The 22192-nt window shown below is 31.9% G+C and carries 20 protein-coding genes; 12 read left to right on the forward strand and 8 right to left on the reverse strand.

Annotated features, from left to right (window positions below; translation table 11 throughout):
* Window positions 1–298: 298 nt before the first annotated feature.
* The 4 genes from ACKI5C_RS07045 to lysS all read left to right on the forward strand — a co-directional run bounded on the left by ACKI5C_RS07045 (window position 299) and on the right by lysS (window position 5285).
* Window positions 299–1213: a carbohydrate kinase family protein gene (locus ACKI5C_RS07045; protein WP_407432461.1), complete on the forward strand. Its 915-nt coding sequence runs from the start codon at window positions 299–301 to the stop codon at window positions 1211–1213.
* 74 nt (window positions 1214–1287) lie between these two features.
* Window positions 1288–2112 carry an SPL family radical SAM protein gene (locus ACKI5C_RS07050; RefSeq protein WP_407432462.1) on the forward strand — a complete coding sequence of 275 codons (825 nt, stop codon included), beginning with the start codon at window positions 1288–1290 and terminating at the stop codon, window positions 2110–2112.
* A 142-nt stretch (window positions 2113–2254) separates the two neighbouring features.
* The gene (gene thiC, locus ACKI5C_RS07055) at window positions 2255–3553 is read left to right on the forward strand and encodes a phosphomethylpyrimidine synthase (RefSeq protein WP_407432463.1); all 1299 of its coding nucleotides are present in this window, start codon (window positions 2255–2257) and stop codon (window positions 3551–3553) included.
* 148 nt (window positions 3554–3701) lie between these two features.
* Entirely contained in the window at window positions 3702–5285 is a 1584-nt protein-coding gene (gene lysS, locus ACKI5C_RS07060) for a lysine--tRNA ligase (protein WP_407432464.1), read from the forward strand.
* Here lysS and ACKI5C_RS07065 read toward each other — a convergent pair.
* Genes ACKI5C_RS07065 through ACKI5C_RS07075 form a run of 3 tightly spaced genes read right to left on the reverse strand, consistent with a single transcriptional unit; the run spans window position 5282 to window position 7193 of the window.
* Window positions 5282–5665, reverse strand: a complete 384-nt coding sequence (locus ACKI5C_RS07065) for a hypothetical protein (protein ID WP_407432465.1) — start codon at window positions 5663–5665, stop codon at window positions 5282–5284. The genes lysS and ACKI5C_RS07065 overlap by 4 nt on opposite strands.
* Complete coding sequence (locus ACKI5C_RS07070) at window positions 5665–6135, reverse strand: nucleoside deaminase (protein ID WP_407432466.1); 471 nt, start codon at window positions 6133–6135, stop codon at window positions 5665–5667. The genes ACKI5C_RS07065 and ACKI5C_RS07070 overlap by 1 nt, the downstream gene beginning before the upstream one ends.
* A gap of 38 nt (window positions 6136–6173) precedes the next feature.
* Window positions 6174–7193 carry a hypothetical protein gene (locus ACKI5C_RS07075; RefSeq protein WP_407432467.1) on the reverse strand — a complete coding sequence of 340 codons (1020 nt, stop codon included), beginning with the start codon at window positions 7191–7193 and terminating at the stop codon, window positions 6174–6176.
* A gap of 198 nt (window positions 7194–7391) precedes the next feature.
* Here ACKI5C_RS07075 and polC point away from each other — a divergent pair, with 198 nt between their 5' ends.
* The 7 genes from polC to ACKI5C_RS07110 all read left to right on the forward strand — a co-directional run bounded on the left by polC (window position 7392) and on the right by ACKI5C_RS07110 (window position 16307).
* The gene (polC, locus tag ACKI5C_RS07080; protein ID WP_407432468.1) at window positions 7392–10688 is read left to right on the forward strand and encodes a DNA polymerase II large subunit; all 3297 of its coding nucleotides are present in this window, start codon (window positions 7392–7394) and stop codon (window positions 10686–10688) included.
* 201 nt (window positions 10689–10889) lie between these two features.
* On the forward strand, window positions 10890–13220 hold the full coding sequence (gene nrdD, locus ACKI5C_RS07085) for an anaerobic ribonucleoside-triphosphate reductase (protein WP_407432469.1): 2331 nt from the start codon (window positions 10890–10892) through the stop codon (window positions 13218–13220).
* Window positions 13221–13455: 235 nt separating this feature from the next.
* Window positions 13456–13746, forward strand: coding sequence for a 50S ribosomal protein L21e (locus ACKI5C_RS07090; protein WP_407432470.1), 291 nt, complete (start codon window positions 13456–13458; stop codon window positions 13744–13746).
* Window positions 13747–13751: 5 nt separating this feature from the next.
* Entirely contained in the window at window positions 13752–14096 is a 345-nt protein-coding gene (locus ACKI5C_RS07095; RefSeq protein WP_296797458.1) for an RNA polymerase Rpb4 family protein, read from the forward strand.
* A gap of 109 nt (window positions 14097–14205) precedes the next feature.
* Window positions 14206–14841, forward strand: a complete 636-nt coding sequence (locus ACKI5C_RS07100) for a DUF655 domain-containing protein (RefSeq protein ID WP_407432471.1) — start codon at window positions 14206–14208, stop codon at window positions 14839–14841.
* 10 nt (window positions 14842–14851) lie between these two features.
* A complete protein-coding gene (gene rsmA, locus ACKI5C_RS07105; RefSeq protein ID WP_407432472.1) occupies window positions 14852–15724 on the forward strand; it encodes a 16S rRNA (adenine(1518)-N(6)/adenine(1519)-N(6))-dimethyltransferase RsmA in 873 nt (290 codons plus the stop codon).
* 1 nt (window position 15725) lies between these two features.
* Complete coding sequence (locus ACKI5C_RS07110) at window positions 15726–16307, forward strand: HemK2/MTQ2 family protein methyltransferase (RefSeq protein ID WP_407432473.1); 582 nt, start codon at window positions 15726–15728, stop codon at window positions 16305–16307.
* Between the two features lie 17 nt (window positions 16308–16324).
* Here ACKI5C_RS07110 and dapF read toward each other — a convergent pair whose 3' ends face one another.
* From dapF to ACKI5C_RS07130, 4 genes are all read right to left on the reverse strand, one after another.
* On the reverse strand, window positions 16325–17185 hold the full coding sequence (dapF, locus tag ACKI5C_RS07115; RefSeq protein WP_407432474.1) for a diaminopimelate epimerase: 861 nt from the start codon (window positions 17183–17185) through the stop codon (window positions 16325–16327).
* A gap of 9 nt (window positions 17186–17194) precedes the next feature.
* Window positions 17195–18478: a diaminopimelate decarboxylase gene (gene lysA, locus ACKI5C_RS07120; RefSeq protein WP_407432475.1), complete on the reverse strand. Its 1284-nt coding sequence runs from the start codon at window positions 18476–18478 to the stop codon at window positions 17195–17197.
* Between the two features lie 347 nt (window positions 18479–18825).
* A complete protein-coding gene (locus ACKI5C_RS07125; RefSeq protein ID WP_407432476.1) occupies window positions 18826–21264 on the reverse strand; it encodes a hypothetical protein in 2439 nt (812 codons plus the stop codon).
* Window positions 21254–21433 (reverse strand): hypothetical protein, encoded by a 180-nt coding sequence (locus tag ACKI5C_RS07130; RefSeq protein ID WP_407432477.1) that lies wholly within the window; start codon window positions 21431–21433, stop codon window positions 21254–21256. The genes ACKI5C_RS07125 and ACKI5C_RS07130 overlap by 11 nt, the downstream gene beginning before the upstream one ends.
* A 149-nt stretch (window positions 21434–21582) precedes the next feature.
* Here ACKI5C_RS07130 and ACKI5C_RS07135 point away from each other — a divergent pair, with 149 nt between their 5' ends.
* Complete coding sequence (locus ACKI5C_RS07135; RefSeq protein ID WP_407432478.1) at window positions 21583–21987, forward strand: NUDIX hydrolase; 405 nt, start codon at window positions 21583–21585, stop codon at window positions 21985–21987.
* Here the strand turns inward: ACKI5C_RS07135 and ACKI5C_RS07140 are convergent.
* Window positions 21984–22192: hypothetical protein (locus ACKI5C_RS07140; RefSeq protein WP_407432479.1), on the reverse strand; the 209-nt coding region annotated here is incomplete at its 5' end. The genes ACKI5C_RS07135 and ACKI5C_RS07140 overlap by 4 nt on opposite strands.

The following is a 22192-nucleotide window of genomic DNA, read 5'->3' on the forward strand; positions in this document are numbered from 1 at the left end:
AAAAATTAATATAACATTGATAACAGACATATCATTAGTTTATAGTTAAAGTAAACGAGAATAAGCTAAGAACTAAGAATTATATTATATTATTTATAAAATAAAAGCAAAAAAATAAATTATAAATCAAGATTTTTTACCCATTAAATAATAGTCATCAAATGGTCTCACCAATATTATTTATAGTTCCAAATACAAATGATATAATACACCTCATGATTAATTGTGAAATTTCATTCTATGATTATTATGGGATTTTACAAAATTTTTTAAATAGAATTATAGGAAAGGAGATAAAATGGTTAAAGATATAGATTTACTTGCAATTGGTCATGCCGCTCACGATTATATTATTAGAGTACCTACATTTCCAAAAGCCAATTTCTCATCCCCAATAACTGACATGAAGACCTTTAATGGTGGAGCAGCAGCAAATGTTGCTTGTGTTGGAGCTAATTTAGGATTAAAAACTGCTTTAGTTTCAGCTGTTGGTGGAGATTTTAAAAAGACTGAGTATTTTGAACATATGGAAATTTTAGGCATCGATACAGAATCATTAATAATTGTTCCTGGAGAAAAAACTCCAACAGCATTTGTTTTAACAGATGATAATGAAGATCAAATTAGTTACTTCTATTGGGGTGCTGCTAAAGAATTTGCAGAAAGTAAAGTGCCTACACCTGCAATTAAAAATACTGAAGCAGTTCATTTAGCAACAGGAGATCCTGAATTCAATTGGAAATGTTCAGAAGAAGCTAAAAATGAAGATTTACTTGTTTCATTTGATCCTGGTCAAGACCTTGGAATGTATGATACCAAAAAATTAAGAGATGTTATTGAAAATACAACAATTCTTTTTGGAAATCATCATGAAATTGAAAGAATTCTAGACTCACTTGAAACCGATTTAACTGGATTAAGAGAATTAGGTCCTAAAATAATTGTTAAAACATGTGGAGCTAATGGAAGTGAAATTTACTCCAGCGAAGACAAAATTAAAATTGATGCTATTGATGTTGATGTAGTTGATCCAACAGGTGCTGGAGACTCCTACAGAGCAGGATTTTTATCAAGATTCTTAAATGGAGAATCCCTGGAAGAATCTGCTAAATTCGCATCAACAGTTTCATCATTTATCATTGAACATCAAGGCTGTCAAACCAACATGCCTAGTTTTGATGATGCATTTGAAAGAATGAATGAGTTTTATTAAACTCATTTAACTTATTTTTTTTGATATTTATGCACTACACCGAAGTTAAAAGTATACTATCGCCAAAAAATGGAATGAATCTTTATCGTGGATGTACACACGGTTGTATTTACTGTGATTCAAGAAGTGACGTTTATCAGATGAATCATGAATTTGAAGATATTGAAGTTAAAAAGAATGCCTTGGAATTATTGAGAAAATCACTTAAAAATAAACGCAGAAAAGTCATGATTGGAACTGGGTCAATGGCTGATCCGTACATGCCCATTGAAAAAAGACTTGAATATACAAGAAGTGCCTTAAAGTTAATATACAAATACGGCCACGGATTTACATGCATTACAAAATCCGACTTGATTTTAAGAGATCTGGATTTAATTAAAAAGATTAATGAAAATACAAAAGCTGTTGTTCAGATGACTTTAACTACTGCAGACGAAGATTTATGCAAAATTTTAGAGCCTAATGTTTGCTCCACCAAAAGACGTGTTGAAGTTTTAAAAACATTAAATGAGAATAATATTCCCACAATTGTTTGGTTATGTCCAATTTTGCCATTCATTAATGATACTGAAGAAAATATTAATCAGATAATTGACTATTGCATTGATACAAATGTAAAAGGAATACTGTGCTTTCAAATGGGTTTAACTCTAAGAGATGGAAATAGAGAGTATTTTTATCAAAAATTGGATGAAAACTTTCCTAATTTAAAAGAAAAATATATTACTCATTTTAAAAACAATTATCAGGTCCCAAGTCCGTATAATTCCAAATTAATGAAGATTTTTAAAAAAAGAACTTATGATGCAGGAATCATGAATAACTTTGACGAAATTTTTCCATACTTATACAATTTTCCCACTAAAAATATGAGCAAACAAACAACTTTATTCTAAAACTTGCTTTATATTTATCAATTGAAACAGATTGAGAATCAATCAATTTAAATATTATTAATACGAAATAATTAATATCAAATAAAAATGAATGCAAAATCAATCATTATTGATATAATTAAAAATTAATTGAGTGGTATAAATGACCCAAATTAGTGATGCAAAAAAAGGTATATTGACTGAAGAAATGAAACATGTAGCAGAAATTGAAAATGTTTCAGAAGATTTTATTTTAAGATCTGTAGCTGAAGGTACAATTGTAATTCCAAGTAACGTTAACAGAGACATTGAAGCAGCAGGTATTGGTGCCGGACTTAGAACTAAAGTTAATGCAACAGTCGGAACATCCACAGATATTGTAAACTTTGATGAAGAAGTTCAAAAAGCACAAATAGCAATTGACAACGGTGCAGATTGTTTAATGGAACTAAGTATTGGTGGAGATTTAGATGTTATCAGAAATAGAGTTCTTGATATGTCCCCTCTTCCAGTAGGATCAGTACCAGTTTATCAAGCAGCTATCGAAAGTATCAGAAGAGACGGCTCTGTAATTTACATGACTGAAGATGATTTATTTAACACCATCGAAAAACAAGCAAAAGATGGTATCGACTTTATGGCAGTCCACAGTAGTATAAACATTGAAACTTTAACCAGACTCAAAAGACAAGGCCGTGTAACCGGACTTGTTTCCAGAGGCGGGTCATTCATGTCTGGATGGATTGTAGAAAATGAAAAAGAAAATCCATTATACGAAAACTTCGATTACGTTTTAGAAATTGCTAAAGAACATGATGTAGTACTCTCCCTTGCAAACGGTATGAGAGCAGGATCTATTGCGGATTCAACAGACAGAGCTCAAATACAAGAATTGATTATTTTAGGAGAATTAATTGACAGATCACGTGAAGCTGGAGTGCAATGTATGATTGTAGGACCAGGACACATCCCAATTAACGAAATTCCAACAAATGTAATGATTCAAAAGAAAATGTGTTCCAACGCTCCATTCTATATGTTAGGACCTATTGTATGTGATGTAGCACCAGGTTACGACCACATCGTATCTGCAATTGGAGCAGCATCATCTGCAAAAGCAGGAGCAGACTTCATCTGTTATGTAACTCCTGCAGAACACTTAGCATTACCTTCTCCAAATGATGTAAAAGAAGGAGTAATTGCTACAAAAATTGGTGCATATGCAGGAGACCTTGCAAGCGGCCAAATTGATGGATCACAAGACTTAGCAATGGCAGAAGCAAGGAAAAAATTAGACTGGGAAGCTCAATATGAATGCGCAATGTTCCCTGATGCTGCACGTGCAAAAAGAGATGAAAGACCACCTGAAGAAGAAGACACATGTACCATGTGCGGTAATTTCTGTGCAGTAAAAATCGTTAACGAATGGTTAGACCAATCCGATTCCGATTTAATTAAATAGATTTTATAATCTATTTTTCTTTTTTTATTTTAATAATATTTAACCACAAAAATACTGAATTATAATTAATCTTTTTATATTACTAATTACATAAATTAAGATATACTGATTTTTAAGATAATTTTTTATTATAATAACGGTGAATTAGATGACACATTGGATAGAAAATATAGCTAATGAATTAATCAAAAGAGACGTGGAAGAACACGTAATAGCTTGTGGAACTTCCATTTCTGGTTCAATACACATAGGAAACTCATGCGACATATTTATAGCAAACGCTATAGGAAAAAAATTAAGAGAAAAAGGAAAAGAAGCTAAAACTGTTTGGATTGCTGATGACCACGATCCACTTAGAAAAGTTCCATATCCTTTACCAGAAGACTACAAAAAATACCTAGGAATGCCATATTCAATGATTCCATGTCCTGACGGTTGCTGTGACAACTTCGTAGAACATTTTGAAAAACCATTACTTTCAGTTATAGATGATTATGGGATAGAAATGGAAGTTAAATCTGGTTTTGAAATGTATAAAAGCGGAGTTTATAATGATTACATAAGAACAGCCTTTGAAAATGTAGATGAAATTAAAAAAATATTCAATGAATACAGAAGAGAACCTTTAGCTGACGATTGGTTACCATATAATCCAATTTGTGATGAATGTGGGCGTGTAAATACAACTTATGCTTATGATTACGATGGAGACATCGTTAAATACAGATGTGAATGTGGCCATGAAGGTGAAATGGACATTAAAACCGGAAACGGTAAATTAACCTGGAGAGTTGAATGGGCTGCAAGATGGAAAATAAACGGGACCACATGCGAACCATTTGGAAAAGACCATGCTGCCAGTGGCGGGTCTTATGATGTAAGTAGTGCTATTTCAGAACAGATTTTTGATTATCCTGCACCATATCCAGTACCATATGAATGGATTACACTGGATGGTGAAGCAATGAGTAAATCCCATGGAGTATTCTTTGCACCTGAAGAATGGTTAAAAATTGGTCCTGCAGAAAGTCTAAACTACTACCTATTCAGGTCAAAACCTATGAAGGCAAAAGATTTCTCACCAAAAATGCCTTATTTAGACTTTATTGATCAGTTTGATAAAGTAGAAAAAGTATTTTATAATGAAGAGGAAGCACCATCCGAAAAAGAAGATAAAAAATTCAGAGAAATTTATGAAATTGCACAAATTAATGTTGGTGAGCCACTTCCATTCAGACCGCCATTCAGATTCTTGGTAAATGCTTATCAGATTGCCGGTGATGATTTGGAAAAAATATTTGGAATTTTAAAAAGAAATTCACAGTTAACCAAAAGCTTTGAAAATAAAGAATTCGGCGATTTAACTGAAGCGGAATTAGCACAATACAGACAACGTATTGATAATGTAAAATATTGGTTAGACACATATGCTCCAAAATTCGTTAAATTCCAAGTACAGGAAAAAAATATTCCTAAATTACCGTTGACAGAAGAACAAGATCAGTTCTTAAGTGACTTGGCAGATTTAATAGAAACAACCGAGTTTAGTGATGCGGCAGCACTGCACGATGCAATGTATGAAATTTTAGAAGGACAAGGCTTAAAACCACAAAAAGGTTTCCAAGCAATTTATAAAATGATACTCGGCCAAAAACAAGGCCCAAGAGCAGCATCATTCTTATTATCATTAGATAAAGACTTTGTTGTTAAAAGACTTAGAAAAGAAGCTTAAATTAAGCTTCTAAATTCTTTTTTTATTATTATTTCATCACCAACACTTACTGTTTGATAATCTAATTTTTTAAATATATCCAAAAGCAAGTCTTCATCATCCAAAAATACATAAGATGCTTTAAATTCCAAATCAATAGCTATTTTTTCTAACTGTTTAATTAATTTATAAGATATTTCTTCACGATTTTTATTAGAATCAACAAACAAACTAATAATTTCAATCGAATCTGCATCAAATACTTTAAAGCTAGCACATCCAACAGTAGAGGTGTAATTAATTAAAAGCAAAACCACTTGCGGTTCGTCCAAAATACAACCAAAAGATCTGCAAAATTCAATGAATCTTTCATCCCGCTCATCAGTGACTATAACTTCCATTATTTAACCTCAGTTGTGTTTCCAACTTTTGCAAGCTCTTCATCCCATATTTCTGAGTTATTGGCTGCAAACTTTAAAAATAAATCTCTGCATCTTAAGTCATTTAAAACAACAACTTCAACATCATTACATTTAAGCAAGTTTTCAGCACCCATCAATGTAGTATTTTCACCTATAACAACACGGGGTATATTGTATAATATAACTGCACCGGAACACATTGGACATGGAGAAAGAGTTGTGTATAATGTGCATTGAATATAATCTTCATAATCTAAACGGCCTGCATTTTCAATTGCATCCATTTCAGCATGTAAAATAACAGAATCATTTTGAATTAATCTATTATGTCCTTTAGAAATAACTTTATCATCTTTAACAAGGACAGCACCAATTGGAATTCCGCCATCTTTTAAAGACTTTTCAGCTTCTTTAATAGCTAATTCCATAAAATAAGCATCGTTTTTCATAAAAAAAGAAATTAATAGATGATTATTAATTAATCATCTTATTTGAATCTGTTTAAAAATCCACCTTTATTAGATTGATTTTCAGCATCTTCTTTAAGTTTATCAATTTGATTTCTTAAATCGGAAATAGTTTTTTGATTATCATTTGATAATTTATCATAATTACTCTGTTTAATTTTTAATTCAGATTTAAGAGTTACAATTTCATCTTTTAATTTATCAATGGATTTTTGAGCGTTTTCATCCACTTCTTCTTTATAATCACCCATTTCAATGAGTTTTTTCCTCAAATCATCCACTTCTGCTTTAAGATCATCATTTTGTTTTTTATAATCATCTAATTCTTCATTTGATTCTCTTAAATCATCATTTAATTTTTGATTTGTATTTTTTAACTCATCAACATTGGATTCTTGTAATCTGCTTATTTTTTCTTTTAAAGATGCAATTTTTTCTTCATATTCATCTTTAATTGTTTCTAATTCAGATTCAAGCCTATCGGTTCTTGCCTTGTTTACAGCACTTTCTGCACCTAACTCACCAATACGATTACTTAAATCTTCATTAATATCAAGCTGATTATAATATTTTCTAGAAGTTTTATCCAAAGCACTGGTTAATTCAACTTTAAGAGCTTTTAATTTAGAATTTTCTTTTTTAAGGTCTGGAATGATGGTATTAGTTAAATAATTTAACTCGTTAGATTGATTTTTTAATTTTGAGTCTTTTGATTTTAACTCTTCTTTTAAGTGTTCCACATCAACATCATCTTGAGATTCAGGCTCTTCAACAACCTTTTTAGCAGGTTCTTCCACAACTGCTTCTTCCACTACTTCTTCCTCAACAGTTTCCTCAACCACTACTTCTTCAGCAGGTTCTTCCACAACTGTTTCAACAACAGTTTCTTCTACTTGAGGTTTATTTTCAGAAATAGCTTTTTCTTGTTCTTTTTTAACATCAACAGTAGTTGATTCTTCTTTTTGAGACTTATTACCTAATTTAGTAAAATCTAATTTTATTTTATTTCCATATAATTTGTTTACTGGTTCATCAGACATTTTATCACCACTAAAAGCAATGAAAAATTTTTATATTCGACAGTCTATGTAACAAATACATTTCTTTATTAAATTATTTAAATATTTATTGATTATTTAAAAGGTTTACTTTTTCACATGTGTGCACATGGCGAAATTTAATATAGTGCAAAATATACATATAATAACTAACTAATTTTAAAAACCCACGGCGATATTATGGATTATTTTGATAGATTAGAAGCTGAAACACATGCATTATACGATATAGCTAATGAAGCTAGGTCTAAAGGATTGGATGTTGAAACAAAAACTGAAGTTCCATTAGCAAAGGATTTAGCTGAAAGGGTTGAAGGGCTTGTTGGTCCTGAAGGTGTAGCTAAACGTATTAAAGAATTAGAGAAGGATATGGACAGAGAACAAGTTGCTTTTGAAATAGCAGCTGAGATTGCATCATCAAAATTTGAATTAACTGGTGAAAAAGCAGATTATGATGAAGAGCAAAGATGTGATCAGGGCCTTAGAACTGCACTGGCTATTCTAACAGAAGGTGTAGTAGCCGCTCCATTGGAAGGTATTTCCCAAGTTAAAATTAAGGAGAATTTTGATTCAACAAAATATATCGCCGTTTATTTTGCAGGACCTATTAGGAGTGCTGGAGGTACTGCTGCTGCACTTGCAGTTTTGCTCGGAGATAAAATCAGAAGAGCTATTAATATTGATATATTTAAGCCTATTGAGGATGAAATTGAACGTTATGTAGAAGAAGTTGAACTTTATGAGTCCGAAGTTACCAATCTTCAATACTCCCCAACACCAGAAGAGGTAAGATTTGCTGCCAATAACATTCCTGTTGAAGTAACAGGAGAACAGACAGATGCCGTTGAAGTATCTCACAGAGATTTGGAACGTGTCGAAACCAATAACATACGTGGTGGAGCACTATTGGCTATGGTTGAAGGAGTTGTTCAAAAATCCAAAAAAATCCATAAAATTTCCAATAAGCTCGACCTTAATTGGGAATGGCTTACTGAATATTCCAAACCTAAAAAAGAAGAGTCCTCTGATTCTTCTGATGAATCCGAAATTGTCCATGAACCTAAATATATTCAGGATATTATTGGCGGTAGACCTGTTTTAGGACATCCTTCTGAAAAAGGAGGATTTAGATTAAGATACGGCCGATCAAGAAATACCGGTCTTGCTACAATGGGAGTACACCCTGCCACAATGGCATTGCTTGAATTTTTAGCAGTCGGAACACAGCTTAAAATTGAATATCCCGGAAAGGGAAACTGTGTAGTTCCTGTGGATTCAATTGAGGGTCCTACTGTTAAACTTAAAAATGGAGATGTTGTAATTATAAACAGCACCAAACAAGCTAAAGAACTTAAAAAAGATGTTGTTGAAATATTATTTTTAGGTGATATGTTAGTTGCTTTCGGTGAATTTTTAAGAAACAACCAACCTTTATACCCTTCAGGATGGTGTGAAGAATGGTGGATTGGACTTTTAAAAGAAAGCGATGCTTATTCCGAAGATGACAATCTTGACTTAGGCCGTCTTGAATATGATTATTTCCCGGCCAAAGAGGCTTTTGAGTTATCTAAAAAGTATAACATCCCACTTCATCCAAAATATACATATTGTTATAACGATGTAACTATTGAAGACTTGAATGCATTATATGATTTATTAATGGAATGCAAAGACACTTATATTCCTGAAAAAGGAATTAAATTAAAATTATCATACCCAAAAAGAACACTTGAGATGATTGGTGTACCTCATATTGTCCGTGACGATGAAATAATTATAGATGCCGACAATTCATATGCACTTCTTTCAACGTTAGTGGACAGATTACCTAAAAAAGATACGACAATCGAAGCTTTAAATGAAGTAACAGATATTGAAATTAAAAACAAGGCTCCCGCATACATTGGTACTCGTGTAGGTAGGCCTGAAAAATCAAAAGAAAGATTAATGAAGCCTGCACCTCACGGATTATTCCCAATTGGAACATATGGCGGATCCCAAAGACTTGTTGCAAACGCTGCCAAGAAAGGTACAATTCAAGTGGAATTATCCAGAAGAAAGTGTTCAAATCCTGATTGCAGATTAATGTCATTTAGTTCAATCTGTCCTAAATGTGGCTCACCAACAGAAATGGGCAAGCCAGACAATAAAAAAATCAATTTAGCATCAATGCTTAAAAAAGCATCAGATAATGTTAATGTGAGAAAAGTGGATAAATTTAAAGCTGTTGTAGGTATGATATCAGAATCAAAACTTCCAGAACCATTAGAAAAAGGAATACTTAGAGCCAAAAATGAAGTATTCACTTTTAAAGATGGTACAATACGTCATGATTCAACAGATTTACCATTGACCCATTTCATCCCTAAAGAAATTGGAGTTAGTGTTGAAAAACTATTAGAAATGGGCTATGAACATGACTGTTATGGAAAACCAATTGAAAATGAAAACCAGATTATTGAACTAAAAGTTCAGGACGTTGTTATTTCATATAACTGTGCTGAATATCTGGTTAATACAGCCCACTTTATTGATGATGAGTTAACTAGATTCTATGGAATGGAAAGTTTCTATAATGTTAAAACAAAAACAGATTTAATCGGTCATTTAATAGCGGGACTTGCACCCCACACATCTGCAGGAGTTTTAGGCCGTATTGTCGGATTTACAAAAGCTCTTGGATGTTATGCTCATCCATATTTCCACTCAGCAAAACGTAGAAATTGTGATAGTGACGAAGATGCTGTCATGCTACTTTTAGATGCGCTGATTAACTTCTCTAAAACTTATTTACCTAATACTCGTGGAGGAAGTATGGACGCTCCATTGGTTTTATCTTCAAGAATTGATCCTGAAGAGATTGATGATGAATCACATAACATAGATATCTATGCTCGTTTCCCTGTTGAGTTTTATGAAAAGACAAAAGACCCGCTGAAACCTGCTGAAGTATTGGATTTGATTGATAATGTTGAAAAGCATTTAGGAACTCCGCAACAATATGAAGGCCTGATGTTTTCTCACCACACATCAAGTATTCATGCAGGACCTACACTTTGTCTTTATAAAAGATTGCCATCAATGAAAGAAAAAGTGGAAGCTCAAATCGAACTTGCAGAAAAAATTAGGGCTGTAGATCAAAGAGATGTTGTTCAAAGAGTATTATCATCCCATTTCTTACCGGACATAATGGGTAACTCCAGAGCATTTTCCAAGCAAAAAGTAAGATGTACCAAATGTAATTCCAAATACAGAAGAATTCCTTTAACTGGAAAATGTACCAAATGCGGAGGAAATCTTATCCTCTCAGTTTCAAAAGGATCGGTTCAAAAGTATCTTGGAATTTCGCAGGACTTAGTTAACAGGTATCCTGTATCACCTTATTTAAAACAACGTTTAGAAATCCAAGAATATGGTATTAATTCACTTTTTGAAAGTGATAAGTCCAAGCAAAGCTCTTTAGATGTATTTTTCTAAATTGTTATATTACTCTTCAAATGCTCTTGGACAATCCAAATTTAATATATACAATAAAAATAAAAAATGGAATCTTGTAAAAATATTGTTCGTATGTGTACGAACAATATATATACAAGTACAAACTAATATTATAATCAAGTGGTTAGTAGAGATAGAATGCCCTATCTCTTTTTTTTACTGATCAGTTTATTAGGAAAAATGGTGTGTAAAATGGAAAAAAGTTCAGAAATAGCAAATAACCTAAATAAATCCATTAAAATTAATGTAGAAAAAAATAATGGAATTAGAGAAAGATTCAGTTATGAAAAATTATTAAAATCATTAGTAATGGTTGAAACCCCATTCTTTGAATCTGATAAAATTGTAGCAACTGTTGTATCACAGTTATATGATGGAATTACTACAAAAGAAATTAAAAAAATCGTTTATGAATGTTTAGAAGACATCGATGGTGAAATAGCCAACAAATACTTAGCAAGTACCCAATTAAAAGTACGTACTTCAAGAGACACTATTGAATCATTCGATTTATCTAAAATTGCAAATACTTTAATTGAAGAAACTGGTGCAAGCCAAGAAACAGCTTTTGAAATAGCTACCGAAACTTGGAAAGAACTTAAAAAATTAAATGTAGAATACTTAACTGCACCTATGATAAGGGAAATTGTTAACACCAAATTAGTTGAATACGGACTTGAAGATTTAAGAAGCCGTTACACTCGTTTAGGTATTCCTGTTTATAACATTACCTCTTTAATTGAAAATGGAAACAGAGATAATGCAAACATGATTCACAACCCTGAAAGTATTCATAAACATGTAGCAGACGAAGCATTAAAACAATACGCATTATTAAAAATGCTTCCGGCACACTTAGCTGATGCACACATGGCAGGTGACATTCACATTCACGATTTAGAATTCTTCGCAGGCAGACCTTTAAACTGTATGCAACATGATATTAGAACCTTCATCAAATACGGTCTTAAAGTAGACGGTACCGGTGACCACACATCTATTGCAGGCGCACCAAACCACATGGAAACTTTAATGAACCACACTGGTGAAATCATGCTTGCAGCACAACAAAACATGTCCGGAGGACAAGGAATGTCCCTTTGGAACGTATTTGTAGCTCCATTTGCAAGAGGAAGAACCTATGAAGAAATCAAACAATCAGTTCAAATGCTTATTTACAACCTAAACATGGCTTACGCTGCTCGTGGATCACAAGTTCCATTTACCAGTATGGCATTGGAATTCGGAGTTCCTGACTTCTTAAAAGATGAAACTGCATACGGACCAAAAGGTAAAGTGGTTGGAACCTACGCAGATTTCGAAGAAGAAACCAGATTAATCCAAAGAGCATTCACTGAAACTTTACTTGCTGGAGATAATGAAGGAAAACCTCATTTATTCCCAAATACCATTTACACATTACGTGAAGAAACTATGGGTAGTGAATATGAAGATGATATCCGTTTAGTTCACGAATTATCCGCAAAATACGGTTCATCCTACTTTGTAAACATGTTAGCTGACTACAGAGGAGACATGGCTAACTATATGGGATGTAGAACCTGTTTACAAGATAACTGGACCGGTGACTGGGACCAAGATTGTTTAAGAACCGGTAACCTCGCATACGTAACCTTAAACCTCCCAAGAATCGGATACCAATCACGCGATGAATCCCAAGTATTCGAATATTTAGATGAATACATGGATTTAGCTACCGAAACCTTAATGCTTAGAAGAGAACAAGGTTTAAAATGTTTAAATGACTTCCACATTTTACCATTCTTAAAACAACAAGTAGCTGAAGATTCCTACTACAGAATCCAAAACTCAACATTATCCTTTGGTTTCGTTGGACTTAATGAAATGTTATTATCATTATTCGGAGAAGGTATCGAAAACCCTGATGCAAATAAATTTGGTATCAAATGTCTCGAATACATTAATGAAAGAGCAAACAAATTAAAAGAAGAAACTGGACTCAGATGGTCTGTATTACAAACTCCTGCTGAATCTACTGCTTACAGATTTGCAACTCTTGACAAAAAACAATTCGGAGACCAAGCTATTGTACAAGGTGACGGAAATGCTAACTACTACACCAACTCATCACATGTACCAGTAGATACCGAAGCATCATTAATCGAAAAAATTAAAATTGAAGAACAATACCACCCATTAACTCCTGGTGGACACATCTTCCATGCATTCATGGGTGAATCATACTCTGATCCAGATTCATTAATGAGCTTAACCAATAAAATTGCAAGAAAATCAGATATCGGTTTCTGGGCTTACAGTTCAGCTTTAAGTTTCTGTTTAAAATGTAAAACTTTAATGAAAGGATTAAACCACACCTGCCCAACTTGTGGTGAAAGCGAAGATGTAGAATGGTATGACAGAATTACTGGATACGTACAACAAGTAGGTCGTGCAAAATCTGCATCAGGTGGTTGGAACCCAGGTAAACGTCAAGAATTAATTGACAGAAGAAGATTTGAAGATAACTAAATTTAGTTATCTTTCACACCATTTTTTTACACATCTTTTCATCACCAACAAAAATACTAAAAAAACTAAAAGTATATTAATATCTTTAAATATAAATTATACTATTATCATATCACTGATGATAATTTATTTTCACACTCTATGTTACTAGTATTTATGGGCTTTTTTGATACTAGGTAGCTGATAACATAGACTTAATTAATACCCAGTGCATTAATAAATCGAGGTAATAAAAATGCAAAGATCAAGAGGATTTAAAAGCAGATCAAGGAAAAAATTAACCAAAGTTGAAAGAAAAGGAAGAACTAATCCTATCACTAACAGATTCCAAAAATTTGAAGAAGGAGATTTAGTTCACATTATTATTAATCCAAGTATTCAAAAAGGTCAACCACATTCAAGATTCCATGGTAAAACCGGAAAAATCATCGGAACTAAAGGTAAAGCTTATTTAGTAGCTTTAAAAGAAGGAAACAAACCAAAAGAATTAATTGTTAGACCTGACCACTTAAAATTACAAAACTGATTTAAATGATTGGTAAAAACGTCATTAAAAAAGAGGAAATCTCAGGAGTTGAAGTAAAAGAAACTCTTGAAGAATTTTCCCAAAATTATGAATTAAACTATGAGCAAAATGTAACTTTAAATCATCTTGCCAGATTTCCAAGATTTTCCCTTGAAGACTCACAAGAAATTATGGAAAAACTTGAAAACGATATTGGCTTAAGACACAAAGTTGCAGTGCACATTGTAGATTTAATTCCACAAGACTTATCTGATTTAAGATTAATATTCGCAAAAGAACCTACACAAGTAACTCCTGAAGAAATGGATAAAATTCTTGAAATCTTAAATCAATATTTCCCTGAAGAATAGTTAATACTATTCTTTTTACAACTTTTTTTTACTAACTTTTTTTAGATATATTTATTACTATAAAACATTAAAACTAATAATAGTATTTTTAAATAGTGAAGTGATAATTATGGACAAAAGAAATAATAAAAGAAAAAACCCCCCTCAAAAAACTGAAGACAATGCTGTTATACTAGATTATCTTAGTTTAGGGTATGTACAGTCTGATATGTCTAAGTTTAAAGGAAAAGCTATTGCTCAAGCTATTGGTACTGATTACTTCACTTTATTAGAATTAGCTCCTAAAAAAGGAGTAGATTTAGAAATCCAAGACACAGTCTATATTGGAAAAGGAAAAAGAGACAAAATTTATAGAGTCCTTGGAAAATTAGACTTTGAAAATTTAACCGCAACAAGTAGAATAGAACTTGAATATGCAATTAAAGATATTGTAAAATCAAGAGAAGATGAATTCGTTGACTTCTTCAACACTGCGGGTCCTGTTAACACTAGATTACATAAACTAGAATTAATTCCAGGAATTGGTAAAAAATACATGTGGGAAATTATCGAAGAGCGTAAGAAAAATGAATTCGAAAGCTTTGAAGATATAAGTAATAGAGTTCCTGCTTTATCTGATCCTGTTGGAATGATTGCTAACCGTGTGAAGCAAGAATTAGATACAACAACAGTTAAAAAAGGAAAACAAAAGTACTACCTATTTACCCCTATTCCTAGAAGTGCTCAAAACAGGAATAAACGATAAAAGTGATATCTTGAATGGTGAAGGTAACGAATCTTTATCTAAAACAACAAAATCTATTCTAGCCAAATATGGAATACGATTAAATAAAAATCTTGGACAAAATTATTTAATTGATAAAAATAAACGTGATCAAATAATTAATTTTGGAGACATATCAAAAGAAGATATTGTTTTAGAGATTGGTGCTGGAATCGGTACACTTACAATAGAATTAGCTAAGAGAGCTAAAAAAGTAATAGCTATTGAACAAGATTCGAATATTTGTGAAATATTGAATCAACGTTTAAAAGAAGAAAAACTTGATAATGTAGAGCTTATTAACAAAGATGCATTAAAAATTGAATTTCCAAAATTCAATAAGATAGTATCTAATCTACCTTATCAAATATCATCACCCATTACATTTAAATTTTTAGATTATGATTTTGATTTAGCCATTTTAATGTATCAAAAAGAATTTGGCGAGAGAATGAACGGTGAAGTTGGAAGCAAAAATTATTCAAGACTTTCAGCGATGCTTTATTTTAAATGTGATGTTAAAACATTAACTGATGTTAGCTGCGAAAGTTTTATTCCAAAACCAAAAGTTGACTCCGTTGTTATAAGCCTAACACCCAAAGAATCCATGCTAGATTCAGATGATTTTAATATTTATTCTAAATTTTGTAAAGCATTATTCCAGCACAGGAATAAAAAGATTAGAAATGCCCTGATTGATTCAAGACATGTAGTTAGTAATCTGGATAAAAAAGAAATTAAAAAAAGGCTTAATGATATTAAAGATGATAAGCTAAATGATTATTTGACAAAACGAGTCATAGTATTAACTCCCGAAGAAATTTTATTTATTTCAAAAGAATTAAACCCACTTTTTAATGATTAATATGGATTTTATAATTAATACACATGAAAATGTTTATGTTCCAGCAGAAGACAGTTATTTGCTCGCTGAAAATCTGGAGATAGAGAAGGGCAAAAGCGTTTTAGAAATTGGTACAGGCAGCGGAATTGTTGCAATGTATGCTTCCAAATTAACTGATAAAGTAACTGCAACAGATATTAATTTTGATGCTATCACTCTAGCTGAATCAAATTTTAAAGCCAATGAGATTGATAATATTGAACTGCTCTTCGGAAATTTGTTTGAACCCGTGAAAGATAGAAAGTTTGATGTAATTTTATTCAATACTCCATATCTACCTACCGAAGAAGGGGAGGTTATAGACGACAATTTAAATTATGCATTTGATGGTGGATTAAATGGTAGGAAAGTTATTGATCTTTTTTTAAATGAAGTGAAAAATCATTTAAATGATGGTGGAATTGTACAGCTAATTCAGTCTTCACTTTCAGACAATGATGAAACATTAAACAAGTTAGATGAACTTGGCTTCATTGCAGAAATTGCAAAAAAAGAGCACTATTTTTTCGAAGATATAGTATTGATTAACGGATATTTAATATAATTAAAAAAGGAGAATAATTAGAATTCTCCATCAAAAACAAGTTTTGCAGGGCCTTCCATGAAAGCTCCCAATTCATCATTTTCCTCATATATTGTAAAGTTTAAGTCTCCACCAGGTAAATGAAGAAGAACATTTTCATCGAATAATCCTAATTTAAAACCAGAAATAGCTGTTGATGTTGCACCAGTACCACATGCAAGAGTAACACCAGCACCACGTTCCCATGTAATCATTTTACCTTCATTTTTGCTTATAACTTCTACAAAGTGAACATTGATTTTTTCAGGGAAAACTTCATGAGCTTCAATAGCCGGACCATATTTGTTAATATCAATTGAATCGACATCTTCAACAAAAATTATAGCATGAGGATTTCCAACGCTAATGGCAGTAACATTGAATGTAGTATCCAATACTTCAAGTTCGCCATCAATGAATTCTTCCTTATCACTAGTCATTGGTATTTTAGGAGTTTTAAATGTAGATGTACCCATATTTACTTTAAATAAAACAGGTTCATCATTTTCTATAGTTATTTCTATGGTTTTAATTCCGGCCCTAGTCTCAACAGTCATTTTTTCTTGTTTTAAGATTCCTTTTCTATAAACAAAATCACCAAAGCATCTTATACCATTACCACACATTTCGGCTTCGCTTCCATCTGGATTAAACATTCTGTATCCAATATCTGCAACATCAGACGGCACTACAAAAAGCACTCCATCTCCGCCAACACCAAAATTTCTGTGACATAGCTCTCTGCATGCTTCAGCTTTATCACTTTCAGGAATTACTTCACCTTTTGATTCATCAATAATAGGGAAGTCATTTCCTATACCATGCATTTTGGAAAATTTTAAACCTTTTAAATCGACCATAATATCAACTTATTTTAAATGATCAGGAATAATTTGTTTTTCGTATAAATCTTCAAAGGATTGTCTTTCACGTACAACTTGACATTTACCGTCAGTTACAAGAATTTCAGATGCTAAAGGTCTTGAGTTGTAATTGGAAGACATTGTAAATCCGTATGCACCTGCATTCATTATTCCTAAGATGTCACCTTCTTCAACATCAGGCATTGGTCTGTCACGTGCAAATAAATCTCCAGATTCACAGACATTACCTGCAATGTCAACTTCCTGAGTATTAGGAGCATCCATTTTACTTGCATCAACAATATGATGATATGATTCATACATTGCTGGTCTTAAAAGTGTGTGGAAACCTGCATCTACACCAATAAATTTCCTGTAGCTTTGTTTTACACTGTTAACGGTTACGAGTAAAACACTTGCATCTCCGACCAAGTATCTACCAGGTTCCAAATACATTGTAGGTGAACCCATATCATACTGTTCCAATTTTTCTTTAAATAAACCGATATTAACTTCAGCAAATTTATCCAAGTCAACAATGTTTTCTTCCGGAGTGTATGGAATACCGACACCGCCACCAAAGTCAACGAATTCAAAGTCAATTCCGGTATCCTCATGTACTTTTCCTGCAATGTCCATAGTTGATTCAACAGCCAATTTGAATGGCTCTGGGTCTAAAATACCTGAACCGATGTGTGAATGCATACCAATTGGATTGAAACCTAAGTCTTTTGCTTGTTGATAAACTTCACTAGCTTCATTATCCATTATACCAAATTTACTCATTACTCCACCAGTAATACAATGATCGTGGTGTCCTGCACCAACCATAGGATTAACCCTAAATGAAATTTTAACTCCTTCGGGGTCAATTACTTTAGCTAACCTTTTAAGTGCTGAAACGGAATCAATGTTTAAAACAGCACCTTCATCATGGACAAATTTTAATTCTTCATTTGTAATGTTATTACCTGTAAAGAGGATTCTTTGACCATCAAAGCCTAATTTTTTAGCTGTGTAAACTTCACCTGGAGAAACAGCATCAATACAACAACCTTCACTTTCCAAAATTTTCATTACTGCAAGGTTGGTATTAGCTTTACATGCATAAAATACTTTAAAATCAGGATAATATTTTGAAAATGCACTATAAAATCTGTTATAATTGTATCTTATCCTATTTTCATCAATAACATATGTTGGAGTTCCAAATTCTTCTGCAATATCGACTGCATCCGCTCCACCAATGTCTAAGTGGTTTTTTTCGTTTACTTTAATATTTAAATCCATAATATAAACTCCTAAAAAAGTTTTATTATAAGGATAATTATGTATTGGATAATATTTATAATTAGTGAAGGAAATGAATTTGCCAATGGTTAATTTGATTTAGCGAATGATATAATATTAATCATGCCTAATGTTTTTAAGGACAATAGCCGATAAAGGATTGTATTTTTTCACAATAGCACTACCGCAGACACTATTGGGAGGATATTAATTAAACCTTTAAAATATTCTTTAAAGTTGGTGTAATCAATAGGATATCCGCCAAATTCTATTTGGCATGACCTATTGTTACATCGTGTTTTAATTTTTGGATTAGCATAATCGATTAGAAATATCATCAGAAAAAACTATTGTGCTAGAACAGTAATTTTATCAGAAACCATTTCCTCCATATAATAATCCGTAATAATGTATTCCCCAGGTATTAAATTAATGTTTAATGCAACATTACCATTACCATCACTAGTACTATTGTAAAATACACCATTAATGTTAAATACTACAATTTCACCTGCAACGCAAACATTACCTGCCCCATCACAGATTTTTATAACATATGGAGCAGATGTTTTATAAATCTTTTCAAAATCGCCATGTTCAATAAAATGAGATAAAACAGTAATATTGTTTGAATGCATATCACCAGTATCTGGATTTATCGCAGTGATTATGTATTCGCCGACAGGTAAATTAATATTTAAAGTGGCAATACCATTAGAATCTGTGAATCTATTGTAAATTACACCATTTACATTAAATAAAACGCTAACATTTTTTAAAGGATTGCCTTCATTATCATAGAAAACCGCTGAATATTGAGTATCATTCCTATAAATTTTAGTCAAATCATCCCCGGAAACTGTAGACTTGATAGTTACGGATGAATTTATCACTAATTCATCGACTTTAACATTTACATCATAATATCCACTATTCAATCTAATATTCAATGAAGCAACTCCATTTTCATCAGTTATTCTTTCATAAGTGACACCATTTATTGTAATATAAACAGATTTATTTGTTATTGCTTTGTCATTGCCCCATACAGTAACATTAAACTTTTTAGGATTACCATAATACTTTACAAGATCTGGAGCAGATACATTATATGCATAGTTTAAAATAGCAAAATAATAAGTATTGTTTTTTAAGGACTCCATAGGTTTAGAATTAATAATATACTTTCCATGCCCATTGTTCAAACTGTAATTTGCCGTATATCTGTCAGAATTGAAAGATGCATTAGCATTATCAGAATTTATAAGAAATGCAAATGAATCGTCTCTAATTATATTAGAATTATCGTCGAGTATTTGAGCATATAACTCAACTGTAGAAGAATAGACATTGAATGTTTCATTATCCATGACAGTAACATTAGTGTATGATGAAATATTGCCTTTATTATAGATTACATTAGTTAACGTATTATTGCAGAGATATAGATTATGCTGGTTTAATATAAAATAATCACCACCATTATTTAATTCCAAGTTATTGATTAAATAAACAGAACTGTTTTTAGCATCATTGCCAGCAACAAAAATTGAGTTGTTTCCTGAGAAAATAGAATTTGAAATATTTAAACTCAAGTTATTTATGCCTGCCACATAAACGGCACCCCCATCATCATGATAATTAACATTTAAAAAAGTAATATTATCTAAAGTAACGTTAGAATTATTAATGTAAAACACTCTGGAGAGGTTTTTTGCATCAAGACCATGTCCATTACCATTAATGGTTATTGGCCTTGAAATTGGAATTCCATCAACAAAAGCAGAATCATATTTATCATCAAATACAAAATCATAAGATAAGTTTAATTCATATTTTGCAGATTCAATTTTATAGTTTAGGAAAGAAAATGATTTCAATTCATTTTCATCAACAGTTAAATTATTAAAATCGATGTTAGGGCTGCATCCATATCTGAAGAATATTGCACCTGTTGCATTTTGATTTAAAACCGCATTAATTTCCATTTTCGTCTCAGCAATAGGCACTAAATTCTCATTATTATCATTAATATATCCTTGTAAACCTGCCCAAACCTCAGCACCTTTTGAATTTTCACAGAACCACTTTGTAGTCTCACTGAGCCAAGGAATATCCTTATATAAAGAACCAAGATAAGTCATTGGTAAAACCGCATCAACACTGCTTGTAAGAGCGGAATAATTACAGCCAAACCAGTCCGCAAGATGTTCTGGCACGGCACATACAGCAGCAGATATTGTTAAATTTGGATTTATTTCATGAATTGCAGTATTCGCTTGTGTTACAAATAGGGATAGAGCTTCCATTCCTCCAGGATTATCAATAGCACGGTCATATTCATCTGATCCAGAAAAATCTGGTGATCCTGAAAATCTTAAATAATCATAATGAATTCCACTGAGTCCTTTAGTTTGAGAATAAAATTTGAGTTCTTCAATTTTTTCATTAAAATATTCTTGATTTATAACTCCATTATCAATAGGTTTAACCCATTCCCCTTCCCAGAAGATTTGAGTCCATATATGAGTATGAATTCCAAAATCATTAGCTTCGGCTATAAATTTTTCAACACCAGTCATATTATAAAGAGTATATGCATAAAAATTTAAGAAAATGTCAGTGACACCTTTTTTAGATAAATCCCCCAAATCTAACTCTTTCATATCTCTACCAAACACCCAATACCCATAATGATTATCTGAAGTTTCATTTGATTCAGATTGCAAATTTTCACTTATTACATTATTGTCCTGTTCTAAAACATCTACAGATTCAGAAATCATTGCTAAACAAATTTTTATCAATACCATTAGTACTTATAACATTTTCATTTTCTACCTCTTGGAAATCCAATAAAGTCTCCTTCGTAACATTTTCCTCAGCACTGACTGAAGCAATGCACACAAATAAAAAAAATATTGAAATACCAATAATAACTTTTTTATCAATCATAATTTTAACCACCAAATTAGTATTTGTCAGAATATACATTTACTGAAACTACCTGTAAAAACTATATAATATTATTAACTTCAAACAATTAAATATTATCCATAACAGAATTTATCTAACAGTTTAATAATGTCAAAAAATGTGATATCATGGAAAAACCCTACGGATTAACAATGAGAAGTGTTGTAAAAAACAAAGAAGACAAAATTTTAGTACTTAGAAGACATCCCAAATCAAAAACAAATCCCCATAAATGGGAATTGCCCGGCGGAAAAATGGAAAAAGGAGAACTTTTTGACGAAGCATTAATTCGTGAAGTGAAAGAGGAAACCAATTTGGATGTAAAAGTTGGAGACTTCTGTGAAGCTGTACAGGATGATTATCCGCACAAAAGAACCGTACAATTGATAATGTATTCAAAAAACATTACCGGCGAAGTGGAAATAAGTGATGAGCATGATGACTGGATGTGGGCCAGCATAGATGAAATAAAATCACTTGATATAACATCATCACTTGAAAAAATAATTGAAAAAAGAAATGGCGAAATTTAAGAATTATTTTTAAAAAATATTGTGGAAAATGCAAAGATACTATCTAAAACTGTCAATGCAATCAATACAATAAGTAAAATGTTTATATCATACAATTGAAGGATAATACCCCCAAGAAAATTAGCAAAAATTAATCCAATTGTTACTGTTGCTCCTAAAAAAGCCTGTCCTTCATATTGATCTTCATCATCGATTATTTCAGTTG

The sequence above is a fragment of the Methanobrevibacter sp. genome (assembly GCF_045646045.1).
GTDB lineage: Archaea > Methanobacteriota > Methanobacteria > Methanobacteriales > Methanobacteriaceae > Methanocatella.

Bases quoted from the DNA above. Each gene is read 5' to 3' on its own strand.
- ACKI5C_RS07045 (WP_407432461.1), top strand. From the start codon at position 299: ATGGTTAAAGATATAGATTTACTTGCAATTGGTCATGCCGCTCACGAT.
- ACKI5C_RS07050 (WP_407432462.1), top strand. From the start codon at position 1,288: ATGAATCTTTATCGTGGATGTACACACGGTTGTATTTACTGTGATTCA.
- thiC (WP_407432463.1), top strand. From the start codon at position 2,255: ATGACCCAAATTAGTGATGCAAAAAAAGGTATATTGACTGAAGAAATG.
- lysS (WP_407432464.1), top strand. From the start codon at position 3,702: ATGACACATTGGATAGAAAATATAGCTAATGAATTAATCAAAAGAGAC.
- ACKI5C_RS07065 (WP_407432465.1), bottom strand. From the start codon at position 5,665: ATGGAAGTTATAGTCACTGATGAGCGGGATGAAAGATTCATTGAATTT.
- ACKI5C_RS07070 (WP_407432466.1), bottom strand. From the start codon at position 6,135: ATGAAAAACGATGCTTATTTTATGGAATTAGCTATTAAAGAAGCTGAA.
- ACKI5C_RS07075 (WP_407432467.1), bottom strand. From the start codon at position 7,193: ATGTCTGATGAACCAGTAAACAAATTATATGGAAATAAAATAAAATTA.
- polC (WP_407432468.1), top strand. From the start codon at position 7,392: ATGGATTATTTTGATAGATTAGAAGCTGAAACACATGCATTATACGAT.
- nrdD (WP_407432469.1), top strand. From the start codon at position 10,890: ATGGTGTGTAAAATGGAAAAAAGTTCAGAAATAGCAAATAACCTAAAT.
- ACKI5C_RS07090 (WP_407432470.1), top strand. From the start codon at position 13,456: ATGCAAAGATCAAGAGGATTTAAAAGCAGATCAAGGAAAAAATTAACC.
- ACKI5C_RS07095 (WP_296797458.1), top strand. From the start codon at position 13,752: ATGATTGGTAAAAACGTCATTAAAAAAGAGGAAATCTCAGGAGTTGAA.
- ACKI5C_RS07100 (WP_407432471.1), top strand. From the start codon at position 14,206: ATGGACAAAAGAAATAATAAAAGAAAAAACCCCCCTCAAAAAACTGAA.
- ACKI5C_RS07110 (WP_407432473.1), top strand. From the start codon at position 15,726: ATGGATTTTATAATTAATACACATGAAAATGTTTATGTTCCAGCAGAA.
- dapF (WP_407432474.1), bottom strand. From the start codon at position 17,185: ATGGTCGATTTAAAAGGTTTAAAATTTTCCAAAATGCATGGTATAGGA.
- lysA (WP_407432475.1), bottom strand. From the start codon at position 18,478: ATGGATTTAAATATTAAAGTAAACGAAAAAAACCACTTAGACATTGGT.
- ACKI5C_RS07125 (WP_407432476.1), bottom strand. From the start codon at position 21,264: ATGATTTCTGAATCTGTAGATGTTTTAGAACAGGACAATAATGTAATA.
- ACKI5C_RS07130 (WP_407432477.1), bottom strand. From the start codon at position 21,433: ATGATTGATAAAAAAGTTATTATTGGTATTTCAATATTTTTTTTATTT.
- ACKI5C_RS07135 (WP_407432478.1), top strand. From the start codon at position 21,583: ATGGAAAAACCCTACGGATTAACAATGAGAAGTGTTGTAAAAAACAAA.